The organism is Streptomyces sp. NBC_00663 (genome assembly GCF_036226885.1).
GTDB lineage: Bacteria > Actinomycetota > Actinomycetes > Streptomycetales > Streptomycetaceae > Streptomyces.
Genome location: NZ_CP109027.1, coordinates 6,593,940 through 6,608,181, shown reverse-complemented (window position 1 = coordinate 6,608,181; position 14,242 = coordinate 6,593,940). Strand labels below are relative to the sequence as shown.

At 70.8% G+C, this 14,242-nt stretch carries 10 protein-coding genes and 3 tRNA genes; 5 read left to right on the top strand and 8 right to left on the bottom strand.

Translation table 11 applies throughout. From position 1 onward, the window contains the following. The first annotated feature begins 25 nt into the window (after positions 1 to 25). On the top strand, positions 26 to 886 hold the full coding sequence (locus OG866_RS30145) for an NAD(P)-dependent oxidoreductase (RefSeq protein WP_329339527.1): 861 nt from the start codon (positions 26 to 28) through the stop codon (positions 884 to 886). Between the two features lie 30 nt (positions 887 to 916). On the opposite strand, the gene OG866_RS30140 is transcribed toward OG866_RS30145, so the two are convergent. From OG866_RS30140 to OG866_RS30115, 6 genes are all read right to left on the bottom strand, one after another. Next, positions 917 to 2,245, bottom strand: coding sequence for a DUF3500 domain-containing protein (locus tag OG866_RS30140; protein WP_329339526.1), 1,329 nt, complete (start codon positions 2,243 to 2,245; stop codon positions 917 to 919). Between the two features lie 144 nt (positions 2,246 to 2,389). Beyond that, positions 2,390 to 3,820, bottom strand: coding sequence for a HAMP domain-containing sensor histidine kinase (locus OG866_RS30135; protein ID WP_329339525.1), 1,431 nt, complete (start codon positions 3,818 to 3,820; stop codon positions 2,390 to 2,392). After that, positions 3,817 to 4,551, bottom strand: a complete 735-nt coding sequence (locus OG866_RS30130) for a response regulator transcription factor (protein ID WP_329339523.1) — start codon at positions 4,549 to 4,551, stop codon at positions 3,817 to 3,819. Before OG866_RS30130 ends, OG866_RS30135 begins: the two co-directional genes overlap by 4 nt. A 96-nt stretch (positions 4,552 to 4,647) precedes the next feature. Next, positions 4,648 to 4,724, bottom strand: a tRNA-Ile gene (locus OG866_RS30125). Positions 4,725 to 4,904: 180 nt separating this feature from the next. Further along, positions 4,905 to 4,977, bottom strand: a tRNA-Asn gene (locus OG866_RS30120). Between the two features lie 6 nt (positions 4,978 to 4,983). After that, positions 4,984 to 5,056: transfer RNA gene (locus OG866_RS30115), tRNA-Asn, on the bottom strand. A gap of 158 nt (positions 5,057 to 5,214) precedes the next feature. On the opposite strand from OG866_RS30115, the gene OG866_RS30110 reads away from it, so the two are divergent. From OG866_RS30110 to OG866_RS30095, 4 genes are all read left to right on the top strand, one after another. Further along, positions 5,215 to 5,520 carry a YtxH domain-containing protein gene (locus tag OG866_RS30110; RefSeq protein ID WP_329339521.1) on the top strand — a complete coding sequence of 102 codons (306 nt, stop codon included), beginning with the start codon at positions 5,215 to 5,217 and terminating at the stop codon, positions 5,518 to 5,520. Positions 5,521 to 5,563: 43 nt separating this feature from the next. Next, positions 5,564 to 7,003, top strand: coding sequence for a xylulokinase (locus OG866_RS30105; RefSeq protein WP_329339519.1), 1,440 nt, complete (start codon positions 5,564 to 5,566; stop codon positions 7,001 to 7,003). Positions 7,004 to 7,148: 145 nt separating this feature from the next. Continuing rightward, complete coding sequence (locus OG866_RS30100) at positions 7,149 to 8,882, top strand: ABC transporter ATP-binding protein (RefSeq protein ID WP_329339518.1); 1,734 nt, start codon at positions 7,149 to 7,151, stop codon at positions 8,880 to 8,882. Continuing rightward, a complete protein-coding gene (locus OG866_RS30095) occupies positions 8,882 to 10,810 on the top strand; it encodes an ABC transporter ATP-binding protein (protein WP_329339517.1) in 1,929 nt (642 codons plus the stop codon). Before OG866_RS30100 ends, OG866_RS30095 begins: the two co-directional genes overlap by 1 nt. Positions 10,811 to 10,911: 101 nt before the next feature. Here the strand turns inward: OG866_RS30095 and OG866_RS30090 are convergent, their stop codons facing one another. After that, positions 10,912 to 12,225: an RNA polymerase sigma factor gene (locus OG866_RS30090; RefSeq protein WP_329339515.1), complete on the bottom strand. Its 1,314-nt coding sequence runs from the start codon at positions 12,223 to 12,225 to the stop codon at positions 10,912 to 10,914. A gap of 104 nt (positions 12,226 to 12,329) precedes the next feature. Further along, positions 12,330 to 14,234: a DNA primase gene (dnaG, locus tag OG866_RS30085; protein ID WP_329339513.1), complete on the bottom strand. Its 1,905-nt coding sequence runs from the start codon at positions 14,232 to 14,234 to the stop codon at positions 12,330 to 12,332. Positions 14,235 to 14,242 lie beyond the last annotated feature (8 nt).

The window sequence follows — 14,242 nt, the reverse complement described above, 5'->3', positions numbered from 1 at the left end:
GAAGGTTGCCGGGCGGGAGGCGCGAATGACGACAACGGTGACGCTCCTGCATCCGGGGGCCATGGGCGCCCCGGTGGGCGGCCAGGCGACCCACACGGGAGCCCGCGTGCTGTACGTCCCGACAGGCCGCGGCCCGGCTTCCGTGGAACGGGCACGTCAGGCGGGCCTGGAGGCGGCCGAGTCTCTCGAATCCGCCCTGTCCGTCAGTGAGTTGGTCCTCTCCATCTGCCCGCCGCACGCCGCGGAGGACGTCGCCCACGAGGTCCTGGAGCACGGCTTCCGGGGCGTTTACGTCGAGGCCAACGCCATCAGCCCCGACCGGGCGACCCGCATCGCCAAGGCCTGCTCCGAACGCGGCGCGCTCATGGTCGACGGCTCGCTCATCGGCGGCCCGCCGGCCGGAGGCAGCGGCCCCCGCCTCTATCTGAGCGGCGACGCGGCGGCGGTGGCCCGGGTCGCCGCGCTCTTCGAGGGCACGGACGTCCCGGCCCGCCCGCTCGACGCCGGAATCGGCGCCGCGTCGGCGCTGAAGATGGCCTACGCCTCCTTCCAGAAGTCGGCGCGTGTCCTGGCCGCCGTCTCCCACGCCCTCGCCGCGAGCCATGGCGTCGGTGACGAACTCACCCGGGAGGGGCGGGAGCTGACGGCGCGCATCCTCGCCGAGGTCGACCACTTCCCCAGCGTGGCCGCCCGTGCGTGGCGCTGGGCGCCGGAGATGGAGGAGATCGCGGCCGCCCTGGACTCCGTAGGACTGCCGCCGGAGATGGCGCGGGCGTCGGCGGCGGTGCTGCGCCGCTGGGAGCCGGACAAGGACCGCCTCGACCTCACTCCGGACGACGTGTACACCCGCCTCCGCACGCCCGAGGGCCCCTCCACGACGACGTGAAGGGGCCCACGGGCTGACGGGAACGGTGTGTCACCGGTGGTGCGGTGACGTCAGGTAGTGCTGCCTGAGGAGCTCCCTTCCGTAGTCGTTGCCGTTGGGTGTCCGGATGATCGAGTGGACGTGCAGCTGGGTCGCGCCGCCGCCCTGCGTGGCGCCGTACGCGCCCGCCAGCGGGCCCGGTCCCTGGCAGTCGACCTCCACCCATACGACGGGGCTGTGCACCCGCACATAGAAGGCGTCGTCGTCGCCGGTGCCGCCGGCCCAGGTGACATAGGTGTCGGTCAGGTGCTGGGCGACCTCGGACATCCGCACCTTCGCGGCGTCCGCCTTGGCGCGGCCCACGAAGGCCTCGACGATCGCGAGCAGCTTCTTCTTCTGGGCGGCGTTGAGCTTGTTGCCGCGCAGACCGGTGTACTCCTGGACGGCGTTGTCGGAGAAGGCGCCGGCCTTCATCGACTCGTTCGACTTGGTGGTCGACTCGATGGCGACCGCCTGCTGCGCCGAGGTGAGGGAGTTGATGAAGGCGAGGGAGGCGACGACCTCCTCGTGGCACACGGTCACGGTCTCGCCGTCGATCTCCATGGTGGTCGGCTCCGAACCCCAGAAGCAGGGGCTCATCACGACCTGGTCGCCGAGGACGAAGTAGTTGATGACGAGGTGGTGCCCGTCGAACTGGAAGCCCCAGGGCTCGGTCGCGGACGGGGTGCCCATGACGGTCCAGTAGTAGGCGTCCTCGTTGAAGGCGGTGGTGTTGCCGATCGCCTCGCCCGCCGCCTGGTTGATCTTGCGGATCTTCTCCGTGGTCTCCAGGCCGTCGGCGCTGAGCGCGGCCTTCAGCAGGGCGGTGCCGAGGGCCTTCTGGTCGTCGCTCAGATCGGCGAGCGAGACGCCCTGGCGCTCGTAGGAGTCGACGTTGCTCCACAGCCGCCACTCGGTGGAGTGCACGGTGAAGACGGTCGAGGTCTTCTGGTCGTCGGTCAGCCCGGCGAGGAAGGCGTTCGCGGCGGTGATGACGGGGGCGGTCGCCACGCCCGTCGAGTGGATCGTGAACAGGTCGTCGATCCGGTTGCCGTCGGTGGTCAGACCGAAGAACTCCTCGGTGATCGACTGGTTGCCGGGGCCTCCGGTGCCCCCGCCCGGGCCGCCGCTGGGCGCACCGCTGGGCGTGGCGCTCGCGTCGGCCGTCCCCGTGCTGTCGTCGGCCAGCGCCGCCCAGGCACCGGCGCCGCCCATCGTGGCGACGGCCGTGGCGCCGGACGCGAAGAAGACCTTGCGCATGAAGTTGCGGCGGCTCGCGTGGGCGCGACGCGCGACCTCGGCCCCTTGCTGCGGCTGCCCACCGGTGTCGAGCTCGGCCATCGTGGTCCGCTCCCTTCGTCCTGGCCACGTCCCCTGCGGACCGGCCACCGGACAACCACCCTGGTGGCCGTAACTGAGGCTCCGCTGAAGCGAGTTCGCCGACAGGGCCGTGCACAGCCGCTACGACGTCGCTGACCAGGCTTTCTATGAGGACGCCGTGGATCGTGCGCCTGCCCTGGGCAACGTCACCCTGAACTCCGTGCGCCCCGTCTCGCTCGCCACCTCGATCCGCCCGCCGTGCGCCTCCGTGAGCGCCGCGGCGATGGCGAGACCGAGCCCCGAGCCGCCGCCCTGGCCGGGGGCGCGGGTGCGGGAGGCGTCGGCGCGGGTGAAGCGTTCGAAGACGGCCGGGAGGAGGTCGGGCGGGATGCCCGGCCCGTCGTCCCGGACGACGACCACGCACGCGGTACGGTCCGTCGCCACCTCCACCTCGATCCGGGTGCCGGACGGGGTGTGGGCGCGGGCGTTGGCGAGGAGGTTGGCGACCACCTGGGTCAGCCGGGCGGCGTCGCCGGTCACGACGGCCGGTTCGTCGAGGCGCAGTGCGAGCTGCCAGTCGTGGCCGGCCCCGGCGGCCCGCGCGTCCCACACCGCCTCGGCGACCAGCGTCGCGAGGTTGACGTCGGTCTCCTCCAGCGGCCGTCCCTCGTCGAGGCGGGCCAGCAGCAGCAGGTCCTCGACGAGCCCGGTCATCCGGGCGGACTGCGCGGAGACCCGCTGCCAGACCACGGCGGGCGGGACCGGGGCGGCGCCCTGGTCCATCAGCTCGGCGTAGCCGGCGATGGAGGCGAGCGGGGTGCGCAGTTCATGGCTGGCGTCGGCGAGGAAGCGGCGCATCCGGTCCTCGCTGCGCCGCCGTTCGGCGAGGGAGGACTCGACGCTGTCGATCAGGACGTTGAGGGCGGCGCCCACCTGCCCGACCTCGGTGTCGGTGTCGGGGTCGGGGACGCGGGTGAGTTCGCCGGTGCCGAGCGGTCCGTTCGCCACCTCGACGGCGATGGCGGCGACCTGCGCGAGGGGCCGCAGTTGCCGCCGTATGACCCAGGCGCAGACCGTGCCCACGCCGGCCAGGCCGACGACGGCGATCACGGCCTCGGCCACGACGAGGTCGTCCACGGTGTCCTTGAGTTCGGCGGCGGGCAGCCCGGCGAGGACCGCGGGGCCGTCGCCGCTCGCGACGGTGAGACGGTAGGTGCCGAGGCCGGGGATGGTCCGGGTGTACAGCGTGCCCGCCTCGGTGAGCCCGGCGAGGGCCGCGCGTTGGGCGGCGCTGAGGACCCTTTGGCCGCCCTCCTCGGTGACCACCTCGGCAGCGACCACCTTCCCGTCGGTGAGCCGGGCGGCGACGGTCCCGGTGGGCTGGCCGCGCTCGTTGAGGAACCCGAGGTCCGTGGCGTCACCGGGACGCCGCTGGAGGCCGCCCTGGCTGCGGTCGGCCGCGTCCCGCACCCGCTGGTCCAGGTCCGCCTGGAGGTGCGCGCCCTGGACCAGGACGGTGGCCACCGCCATCGTCGTACAGACCACGACCAGGGCCAGGGACACGCACAGCACCAGCCGGGCCCGCAGGGTCTTCATCTCCCTTCGCCCGCCGCCCTGATGACGTATCCCGCGCCGCGCACCGTGTGGATCATCGGTTGGCGCCCCTTGTCGAGCTTCCCGCGCAGGCTGTACACGTACACCTCGACCAGGTTCCCCTCGCTCTCGAACGAGCTGTTCCAGACGTGGTCGAGGATCTGCGCCTTGCTGAGCACCTGGCGGGGGTGGCTCATCAGGAAGTGCAGCAGGTCGAACTCCTTGGCGGTGAGCGCGACGGTCTCCCCACCGCGCCGCACCTGACGGGTCTTCTCGGCGAGGACGAGATCGCCGAGCACGCGCACGGACTCGTCGTCGGCGGCCTCCTCGGCGCCGGAGCGGCGCAGCAGTGCGCGCAGCCGCAGCATGACCTCTTCCAGCGAGAAGGGCTTGGTGACGTAGTCGTCGGCGCCGGCGGACAGTCCGTCGATACGGTGCTCCAGCGTGTCGCGGGCGGTGAGCATCAGCACGGGCAGCCCGGCGTTCTCGTAGCGCAGCCGGCGCAGCACCTGGACGCCGTCGAGGTCGGGCAGCATGCCGTCGAGGACGACGGCGTGCGGGGCGCAGCCGCGGGCGAGGTCGAGCGCGCTGTGGCCGTCCGCGGCGAGGAACGGCTGCCAGCCGGCCTCGGCGACGGCCCACGACAGCAGTTCGGTGAGCTCGGGTTCGTCATCGACGATCAGGACCCGGACCGCACCCTGACGGGCTGCGCGGACTTCGCGGACGGCAGACATGCCGTGAGCGTGCCGGGTGCGGCTGGGAGTTTCCTGTGAACCGGCTGGGCGGAGGCCATGACGCCACCGATGGATCGTTTCTTCGACCACATCGAGTGGTGGGGCGGGTGGGACTCGAACCCACGGCCGACGGATTATGAGTCCGCTGCTCTAACCGGCTGAGCTACCGCCCCATAGCGGCGTGTCGCGTACAGGTGTGCGCGCCGTCTGCCGCAGCATAGCCGCTCATACGATCTCCTGCTTCGTATGGTCGACTTCGCATGCCCTGAAGGACTCCGCCGTGACCTGCGCGGTTCCCGGTTCAGGGGTGATCACATGAAAAAGGACCCCTTCGGGGGTCCTTGTCCAAGACGCTCTCCCGACTGGACTCGAACCAGTAACCTGCCGGTTAACAGCCGGCTGCTCTGCCAATTGAGCTACGGAAGATCGAAGCTCCCCCGACTGGACTCGAACCAGTAACCTGCCGGTTAACAGCCGGCTGCTCTGCCAATTGAGCTACGGAGGAATGCCTCGTTGCATCGAACGTAACTCCCTGGGTATTCGCCAGGGGGCGGGCGTCCGCTGCGACACATACATTAGCGCAAGCAGGGGGGTGCTCCGCCAATCGGTTCCCCCCGGCACCGACGCCGCACCGCATACCTACGCAAGGGAAGGGTGGCAGCCATGCGCTACAAGCTCACTTTCGTCGCCGGGCTGACTCTGGGTTACGTGCTGGGCACGCGTGCCGGGCGCGAGCGCTACGAACAGCTGAAGAAGTCCGCGCGGCAGGTCTCGCAGAACCCCGCGGTCCGCAACACCGCCGAGTCGGCAGCCCAGCAGGGCCGCCAGTTCGCGGGCAAGGCGTACCACGTGGTGAGCGACAAGGTGGGCGACCGGGTGCCCGACTCGGTGGCCCAGCGGGTGCGCTCCCTGCGGGACCGCAACACCAACGGCGCCGCCGAGGACGACTGGGGAACCAGCAACACTTGAGTGCCGGGCGGGGTGACGTCGTCCGGCCCATAGAATTTTCGCCATGGGGATAGTCGCCGGGTTGGACAGTGCGCCCGATTTCACTCGTATCGTCGTCTGCGACGCGGACACGGGCGCCGTGCTCCGGCAGGGCTATGCCCCGCACCCGGTGGAGGGCCGCCCTTCCGACGTCGACCCCCAGGCATGGCTGCTGTCCCTCGGTGAGGCGGCGGGCGGCGGGCTGCTCGAAGGCGTGCAGGCCATCGGCGTGTCCGCGCAGCAGAACGCCGTCGTGCCGCTGGACGCCCAGGGCAACACCGTCCGCCCCGCCCTCGTCGGCAGCGACAAGCGCGCCCAGGTCGCGGCGGCCGATCTCATCGACGCGCTCGGCGGGCGCGAGGCGTGGGCGCAGGCCGTGGGCTGTGTGCCGCAGGCGCCGCAGCCGGTGACCAAGCTGCGCTGGCTGGTGAAGAACGAGCCGGACGCCGCGCTGCGCACCGCCGTCCTCCTCCAGGCCCACGACTGGCTGGTCTGGCAGCTCCTCGGACGGCCCGTGCGCCGGACCACCGACCGCGGCGGCGCCTCCGGCACCGGCTACTGGTCCGCCGCCACCGGCGCCTACCGCACCGACCTCGTCGAGCTGGCCCTCGGTCACCAGGCCATGCTGCCCGAGGTGATCGGCCCCTCGGACGCGGCCGGTACGACCCCGGAGGGGCTGCTGATCTCCGCCGGGACCGGCGAGACCATGGCCGCCGCCTTCGGCCTTGGCATCGGGCTCGGCGACGCCGTCGTGTCGCTCGGGGCCTCCGGCTCCGTCATGGCCGTGCACCCCGAGGCGCTCGTCGACAACTCCGGGATGATCACCTCCCTCGCCGACGCGACCGGCATGCACCTGCCCGTCGTCACCACCCTGAACGCCGTACGGACCCTGCGCGGCACCGCCGAGCTGCTCGGGCTGCCGGATCTGGAGGCCCTGTCCGAGCTGGCGATGAAGTCGACGCCGGGCTCGCACGGGCTGGTGCTGCTGCCCTATCTGGAGGGCGAGCGGACGCCGAGCCTGCCGCACACCGCGGGGACCCTCGCCGGGCTGCGGCGGGAGTCGATGAAGGCCGAGCATCTGGCGCGGGCCTCGTTCGAGGGCATGCTGTGCGGGCTCGCCGACGCGCTCGACGTGCTGCGCGGCCGGGGCGTGGAGGTGCGGCGGGTCTTTCTGCTGGGGGCCGCCGCCGAGTTGTCGGCCGTGCAGGCCGCGGCACCGGCGATCTTCGGCGCGCAGGTCGTCGTACCGCAGCCCGCGGACTACGCGGCGATCGGTGCCGCCCGGCAGGCGGCCTGGGCGCTCGGGGTCTCGCAGGGCTCCCTCGACCCGCGTACCCCGCCGGCCTGGCAGGGTGCCGCGGCGCAGGTCCTGGAGCCCGGCGAGGAGCTGGCGGTGGGGCAGGCGGTGCGGCAGCAGTTCGTGTCGGTCCGCGAGCAGACCCACCCGAACGCCTTCCGCGGCTGACCCTGACGGCACACCTTCCGCCCATAAGACGGTAAAGAGCACTGCTGTCGGCTTAATCGGTTGAGGTAACGCGGGGGGAGTGTCCGACGATAGGGGCCAGGGGCAACCACCTCCGGCCCCTGTCGCCGACTCCGAGAGACGTAGCGTGCTCATACGACTTCTGCGGACCTATCTCAGGCCCTACAAGAAACCCATCGCGGTCCTGGTGCTGTTCCAGTTCCTCCAGACCTGCGCCACCCTCTACCTGCCCACGCTCAACGCCGACATCATCGACAAGGGCGTGGTGAACGGGGACACGGGCTACATCCTGTCCTTCGGCGCCCTGATGATCGGGATCTCGCTGGCGCAGGTGGTGTGCAACATCGGGGCCGTCTACTACGGCGCCCGTACGGCCGCGGCGCTCGGGCGGGACGTGCGGGCCGCGGTCTTCGACCGGGTGCAGTCGTTCTCGGCCCGCGAGGTGGGCCACTTCGGCGCGCCCTCGCTGATCACCCGGACCACGAACGACGTCCAGCAGGTGCAGATGCTGGCCCTGATGACGTTCACCCTGATGGTGTCGGCGCCCATCATGTGCGTGGGCGGCATCGTCCTCGCCCTCGGTCTGGACGTGCCGCTGTCCGCGGTGCTGGTCGCCGTCGTACCGACGCTGGGCATCTGCGTGACGCTGATCGTACGGCGGCTGCGACCGCTGTTCCGGACCATGCAGGTGCGCCTGGACACCGTGAACCGGGTGCTGCGCGAGCAGATCACCGGCAACCGGGTGATCCGCGCCTTCGTGCGGGACGGGTACGAGGAGGAGCGCTTCCGGAAATCCAATGGCGACCTCACCGCGATGTCGCTGGCCACCGGCAACATGCTGGCGCTCATGTTCCCCATGGTGATGACGACGGTGAACCTGTCGTCGATCGCGGTGGTGTGGTTCGGCGCCCATCGCATCGACAGCGGCGGGATGCAGATCGGTGATCTGACCGCGTTCCTCGCCTATCTGATGCAGATCGTGATGTCCGTGATGATGGCCACCTTCATGTTCATGATGGTGCCGCGCGCGGAGGTGTGCGCCGAGCGCATCCAGGAGGTCCTCGACACCTCGTCGAGCGTGGTGCCGCCGGTGGCGCCGGTCGTGGAGCTGCGCCGGCACGGGCACCTGGAGATCCGGGGCGCGGGCTTCCGTTACCCGGGTGCCGAGGAGCCGGTGCTGAAGGCGGTCGAGCTGGTGGCCCGGCCCGGTGAGGTGACGGCCGTGATCGGCTCGACCGGCAGCGGCAAGTCGACGCTGCTGGGGCTGGTGCCCCGGCTGTTCGACGCGACCGAGGGCGAGGTGCTGGTCGACGGGGTCCCGGTCGCGGACGTCGAGCCGACGCTGCTGGCCAAGACCGTGGGGCTCGTGCCGCAGAAGCCGTACCTCTTCGCGGGGACCGTGGCGACCAACCTGCGCTACGGCAACCCGGACGCCACGGACGAGGAGCTGTGGCACGCGCTGGAGGTGGCGCAGGCCAAGGGCTTCGTGGAGGGGCTGGAGAACGGCCTCGACTCCCCCATCGCCCAGGGCGGGACGAATGTCTCCGGTGGTCAGCGGCAGCGGCTCGCGATCGCCCGGACGCTGGTCCAGCGGCCCGAGATCTATCTCTTCGACGACTCCTTCTCCGCGCTCGACTACGCCACCGACGCGGCACTGCGCGCGGCGCTCGGCGCGGAGACCTCGGAGGCGACCGTGGTGATCGTCGCCCAGCGGGTGGCGACCATCCGCGACGCCGACCGGATCGTCGTCCTCGACGAGGGCCGGGTCGTCGGCACGGGCACACACCGTGAACTGATGGCGGACAACGAGACCTACCGGGAGATCGTGCTCTCCCAGCTGACGGAAGCGGAGGCTGCCTGATGGCCGGGCCCATGGGGCGGATGATGGCCGGGGGCGGCCCGGACAGCCGTTCGCTGGACTTCAAGGTGTCGGGCCGGAGGCTGATCGGACAGTTCCGGCCGGAGCGGTTCACCATCTACGGGCTGCTGGCCTGTGTGGTCGTCAGCGTCGGCCTGAACTCGATCGGGCCGTGGATCCTCGGCAAGGCCACCGACCTGGTCTTCGCCGGCATCATCGGACGGCAGATGCCGGCCGGGGCCTCGAAGGAGGAGGTCCTCGCCGGGATGCGCGAGCGCGGCGACTCGGCGATCGCCGACATGCTGGGCAGCACCGACTTCACCCCTGGTGAGGGCATCGACTTCACCGCCGTAGGACATGTCCTGCTCCTGGCCACCGGCGCGTTCCTCGTCGCGGGGCTGCTGATGGCGGTGGCGACCCGGCTGGTGAACCGGGCCGTCAACCGCACGATGTTCCGGCTGCGCGAGGACGTGCAGACGAAGATGTCGCGGCTGCCGCTGTCGTACTTCGACAAGCGCCAGCGCGGCGAGGTCCTGTCCCGGGCCACGAACGACATCGACAACATCGGGCAGACCCTCCAGCAGTCGATGGGCCAGCTCATCAACTCGCTGCTGACGATCATCGGTGTGCTCGTGATGATGTTTTACGTCTCCTGGCTGCTGGCGCTGGTCGCGCTGGTGACCGTGCCGCTGTCGTTCGTCGTCGCCACCCGCGTCGGCAAGCGCTCGCAGCCGCACTTCGTGCAGCAGTGGCGCACCACCGGCAAGCTCAACGCGCACGTCGAGGAGATGTACACCGGGCACGCCCTGGTGAAGGTGTTCGGGCGGCAGGAGGAGTCGGCGCAGCAGTTCGCCGAGCAGAACGAGGCGCTGTACGAGGCCGGGTTCAAGGCGCAGTTCAACAGCGGGGTCATGCAGCCGCTGATGATGTTCGTGTCGAACATCAACTATGTGCTGGTGGCGGTCGTGGGTGGTCTGCGGGTCGCCTCGGGCTCCCTGTCCATCGGTGACGTCCAGGCCTTCATCCAGTACTCGCGCCAGTTCTCGATGCCGCTGACGCAGGTCGCCTCCATGGCGAACCTCGTGCAGTCCGGTGTCGCCTCCGCCGAGCGGGTCTTCGAGCTGCTCGACGCCGAGGAGCAGTCGGCGGACCCGGAGCAGGCCGAGCGGCCCGAGGAGCTGCGCGGACGGGTCGCGCTGGAGAACGTGTCCTTCCGGTACGACCCCGAGAAGCCGCTGATCGACGGGCTGTCGCTGAAGGTGGAGCCGGGTCACACGGTCGCCATCGTCGGCCCGACGGGCGCCGGAAAGACCACGCTGGTCAATCTGCTGATGCGCTTCTACGACGTCTCCGGCGGGCGCATCACCCTCGACGGGGTGGACATCGCCAAGATGTCCCGGGACGAACTGCGGTCCGGCATCGGCATGGTGCTCCAGGACACCTGGCTGTTCGGCGGCACCATCGCGGAGAACATCGCCTACGGGGCGTCCCGCGAGGTCACCCGCGGCGAGATCGAGGAGGCCGCGCGCGCCGCGCACGCCGACCGGTTCGTCCGGACGCTGCCCGACGGGTACGACACCGTGATCGACGACGAGGGCACGGGCGTCAGCGCCGGTGAGAAGCAGCTCATCACCATCGCGCGGGCGTTCCTGTCCGACCCGGTGATCCTGGTCCTCGACGAGGCCACGTCGTCCGTCGACACCCGCACCGAGGTGCTGATCCAGAAGGCGATGGCCAAACTCGCCCACGGCCGCACCTCGTTCGTGATCGCCCACCGCCTCTCCACCATCCGGGACGCGGACACGATCCTGGTGATGGAGAACGGCGCGATCGTGGAACAGGGCGCACACGAGGACCTGTTGGAGGCGGACGGCGCCTACTCCCGCCTGTACAAGGCCCAGTTCGCGCAGGCGGTGGCGGAGGTCGACTGACAAGCGGACGGGGGCTGGTCCCACCTCAGGGGCGCGGGGCTGTGTCAATATGCGGCTCCGCCGCGCGGGCGCGACCAGCCCCCACCCACCCGCACCCGGCATCAGTCCAGATAACCCCTGAGCTGATCCGCAAAAGCGTGATCCCGCAGCTTGTTGAGGGTCTTCGACTCGATCTGCCGAATCCGCTCCCGCGTCACACCGAAGATGCGCCCTATCTCCTCCAGCGTGCGCGGGCGGCCGTCCGCCAGCCCGTACCTCAGCTGTACGACCTTCCGCTCCCGCTCCCCCAGCGTCGACAGCACCGCCTCCAGGTGCTCCCGCAGCAGCAGGAACGCGGCCGACTCCACCGGTGACGTCGCGTCGCCGTCCTCGATCAGGTCGCCCAGCGCGACGTCGTCCTCCTCGCCCACCGGCGCGTGCAGGGACACCGGTTCCTGGGCCAGCCGCAGCACCTCGCTGACCCGCTCCGGCGGGAGGTCGAGGTGGCCGGCCACCTCCTCCGGCGTCGGTTCGTAGCCGCGTTCCTGGAGCATGCGGCGCTGGACGCGGACGACCCGGTTGATCAGCTCGACGACATGGACCGGCACCCGGATGGTGCGGGCCTGGTCGGCGAGGGCGCGGGACATGGCCTGGCGGATCCACCAGGTGGCGTACGTCGAGAACTTGTAGCCGCGGGCGTAGTCGAACTTCTCGACCGCGCGGATCAGGCCCAGGTTTCCCTCCTGGACCAGGTCGAGCATGGTCAGACCGCGGCCGACGTACCGCTTGGCCACCGAGACGACCAGCCGCAGGTTCGCCTCGATGAGGCGGCGCTTGGCCATGCGGCCCATCACGACCAGCCGGTCCAGGTCGAGGGCGAGCCCGCTGTCCAGGCCGGGGGTGCCGAGCTTCTCCTCGGCGAACAGGCCCGCCTCGACGCGCCGGGCGAGTTCGACCTCCTCGGCCGCGGTGAGGAGCGGGATGCGGCCGATCTCGCGGAGGTACTGGCGGAACAGGTCGGAGGACGGGCCGCTGGTGTCGGCGCGGGTGCGGGCGGCCGGTTCCGGCGCCTCGACCGGCTCGGGCGCCTCTGCGACCTCAGGAGCCTCCGGGGCTTCCGGGGCCTCCAGGGCGTCGGCGGGCGGCGCTTCCGGCTCGGTCTCGGGGTGGTGCACGACACGGTTCTGCGGGGGGACCGCGACAAGAACGTCGGGCTCGGCGTCCGGCTCCGTGGCGTCCGTACTGTCGGTCTGGGTCAGGGTCTGGGTCTGCACGGGGGCGACCTCCAGGATGATCGCTGCATAGGAGTGCGGCAGCGCTGTTTCGGGGGCGGAGTCGGCGGCCTCGCCGCTGTCCGTCCCGCACGCGATGAGCGGAACCGCGGGGGTCTGGGACCCGCTGGGGACGGATCGGCCACGCTCCGAGGACTCAGGCACCGGAACCCAGTGTGGAGTACGACACATCGCCGCCACGAGGGGCGTGCGGTGACTTTTTGAGTCCGGTCCGTGACCGGGTGGTTACCCTGGCGGACCCGACACGCTCAGAGAGCTGCGGCTCCGTGCTCGCGCAGCGCCTGGTCGTACTGCTGGAGTACCCACAATTCGTTCTGTACCGCGGCCAGTTCCGCCGGGTCTCCGTGCGTGCCGAGGCGGGTGAGGGTGCTCTGGATGTCGCGGACGCGGCGCTCCACGGCCCGGCGGCGGACCGCCACCAGCTGGATGCCCGCGTAGATCTCGTCGACGGTCTTGCGCATGATCGCCTCGACGGCCAGCTCCGTGACCATCGCGCGGACCACGTCGTCGGGCGCGGCCTCACGGACCCGGACGAGATAGTCCTGCGCGTCCTGAGTGCCGTACTCGACTCCACCCGCCTCCATGATCGCCTGGCGTACGGCGGCGTAGGGGGCGGCGGTGAACTCGTCCATGCCGTAGGCGTCGAACGCCGGGGAGACCAACTCGGGGCGCTGGAGGGCGAGTTTGAGGAGCTCGCGCTCGGTGGCGTAGACGGGGTTGCGGAGCTGGAGCGCCGGGCCGCCTGCGGTCGGTCGCTGGGTGGCCTCGTACGGCTGCTGCGGGCCGCGGGCCGGGGCGGGGGCGCCCTTGCCACCGCGGTCGCGGGCCCAGCGGGCCAGCTGGGCGACGCGCTTGACGACGAACTGGGTGTCGAGGATGCCGAGCATGCCGGCGAGCTGGACGGCGACCTCGTGCTGGGCGCCGCTGTTCTTGATGCGGGCGACGATCGGGGCGGCCTCGTCCAGCGCCGAAGCACGGCCCGCCGGGGTGTCGAGGTCGTAGCGGACGACGATCTGGCGGAGCGCGAACTCGAAGAGCGGGGTGCGGGGTTCGACCAGGTCCGAGACCGCCTCGTCGCCCTTCGCCAGGCGCAGTTCGCAGGGGTCCATGCCGTCGGGGGCGATGGCGATGTAGGTCTCGGCGGCGAACTTCTGGTCGTCCTCGAAGGCGCGCAGGGCAGCCTTCTGGCCGGCCGCGTCGCCGTCGAAGGTGAAGATGACCCGTGCGCTGCCGTTGTCCATCAGCAGTCGGCGGAGGATCTTGATGTGGTCGCCGCCGAAGGCGGTGCCGCAGGTCGCGATGGCGGTCGTCACCCCGGCGAGATGGCAGGCCATGACGTCGGTGTAGCCCTCGACGACGACCGCGCGGGACGCCTTGGCGATGTCCTTCTTGGCGAGGTCGATGCCGTAGAGGACCTGGGACTTCCGGTAGATCGCGGTGTCGGGCGTGTTGAGGTACTTGGGCCCGTTGTCCGCCTCGTACAGCTTGCGCGCGCCGAAGCCGACGACCTCGCCGCCGATGTCGCGGATCGGCCACATCAGACGGCCGCGGAAGCGGTCGATGGGGCCGCGGCGGCCCTCCTGGGAGAGGCCGGAGAGCAGGAGTTCCTTGTCGGTGAAGCCCTTGCCGCGCAGGAAGCGGGTGAGGTGGTCCCAGCCCTGGGGGCTGTAGCCGACGGAGAAGTGCTCGGCGGCGGACTGGTCGAACCCGCGCTCGGCCAGGAACTTGCGGCCGGTGTCGGCCTCCGGGCTGACGGCGAGCTGTTCCATGTACCAGTCGGCGGCGATCTTGTGGGCCTCGACCAGGCGGATGCGCTCGCCGCGCTGGTGGGAGGGGTTGTACCCGCCCTCCTCGTAGCGCAGCGTGATGCCGGCCTGGCCGGCCAGGCGCTCGACCGCCTCGGAGAAGGTGAGGTGGTCGACCTTCATCACGAACGTGATGGTGTCGCCGCCCTCCTGGCAGCCGAAGCAGTGGAAGAGTCCCTTGCTCGGGCTGACCTGGAAGGACGGCGACTTCTCGTCATGGAACGGACAGAGGCCCTTGAGGTTGCCACCGCCCGCGTTGCGCAGCTGGAGGTACTCGGACACCACGGCGTCGATCGGGACCGCGTCCCGTACCGCCTTCACGTCCTCGTCGTTGATCCGTCCTGCCACACGGTGAT

Coding starts and splice junctions, on each gene's coding strand:
- OG866_RS30145 (WP_329339527.1), top strand. CDS start 26: ATGACGACAACGGTGACGCTCCTGCATCCGGGGGCCATGGGCGCCCCG.
- OG866_RS30140 (WP_329339526.1), bottom strand. CDS start 2,245: ATGGCCGAGCTCGACACCGGTGGGCAGCCGCAGCAAGGGGCCGAGGTC.
- OG866_RS30135 (WP_329339525.1), bottom strand. CDS start 3,820: ATGAAGACCCTGCGGGCCCGGCTGGTGCTGTGCGTGTCCCTGGCCCTG.
- OG866_RS30130 (WP_329339523.1), bottom strand. CDS start 4,551: ATGTCTGCCGTCCGCGAAGTCCGCGCAGCCCGTCAGGGTGCGGTCCGG.
- OG866_RS30110 (WP_329339521.1), top strand. CDS start 5,215: ATGCGCTACAAGCTCACTTTCGTCGCCGGGCTGACTCTGGGTTACGTG.
- OG866_RS30105 (WP_329339519.1), top strand. CDS start 5,564: ATGGGGATAGTCGCCGGGTTGGACAGTGCGCCCGATTTCACTCGTATC.
- OG866_RS30095 (WP_329339517.1), top strand. CDS start 8,882: ATGGCCGGGCCCATGGGGCGGATGATGGCCGGGGGCGGCCCGGACAGC.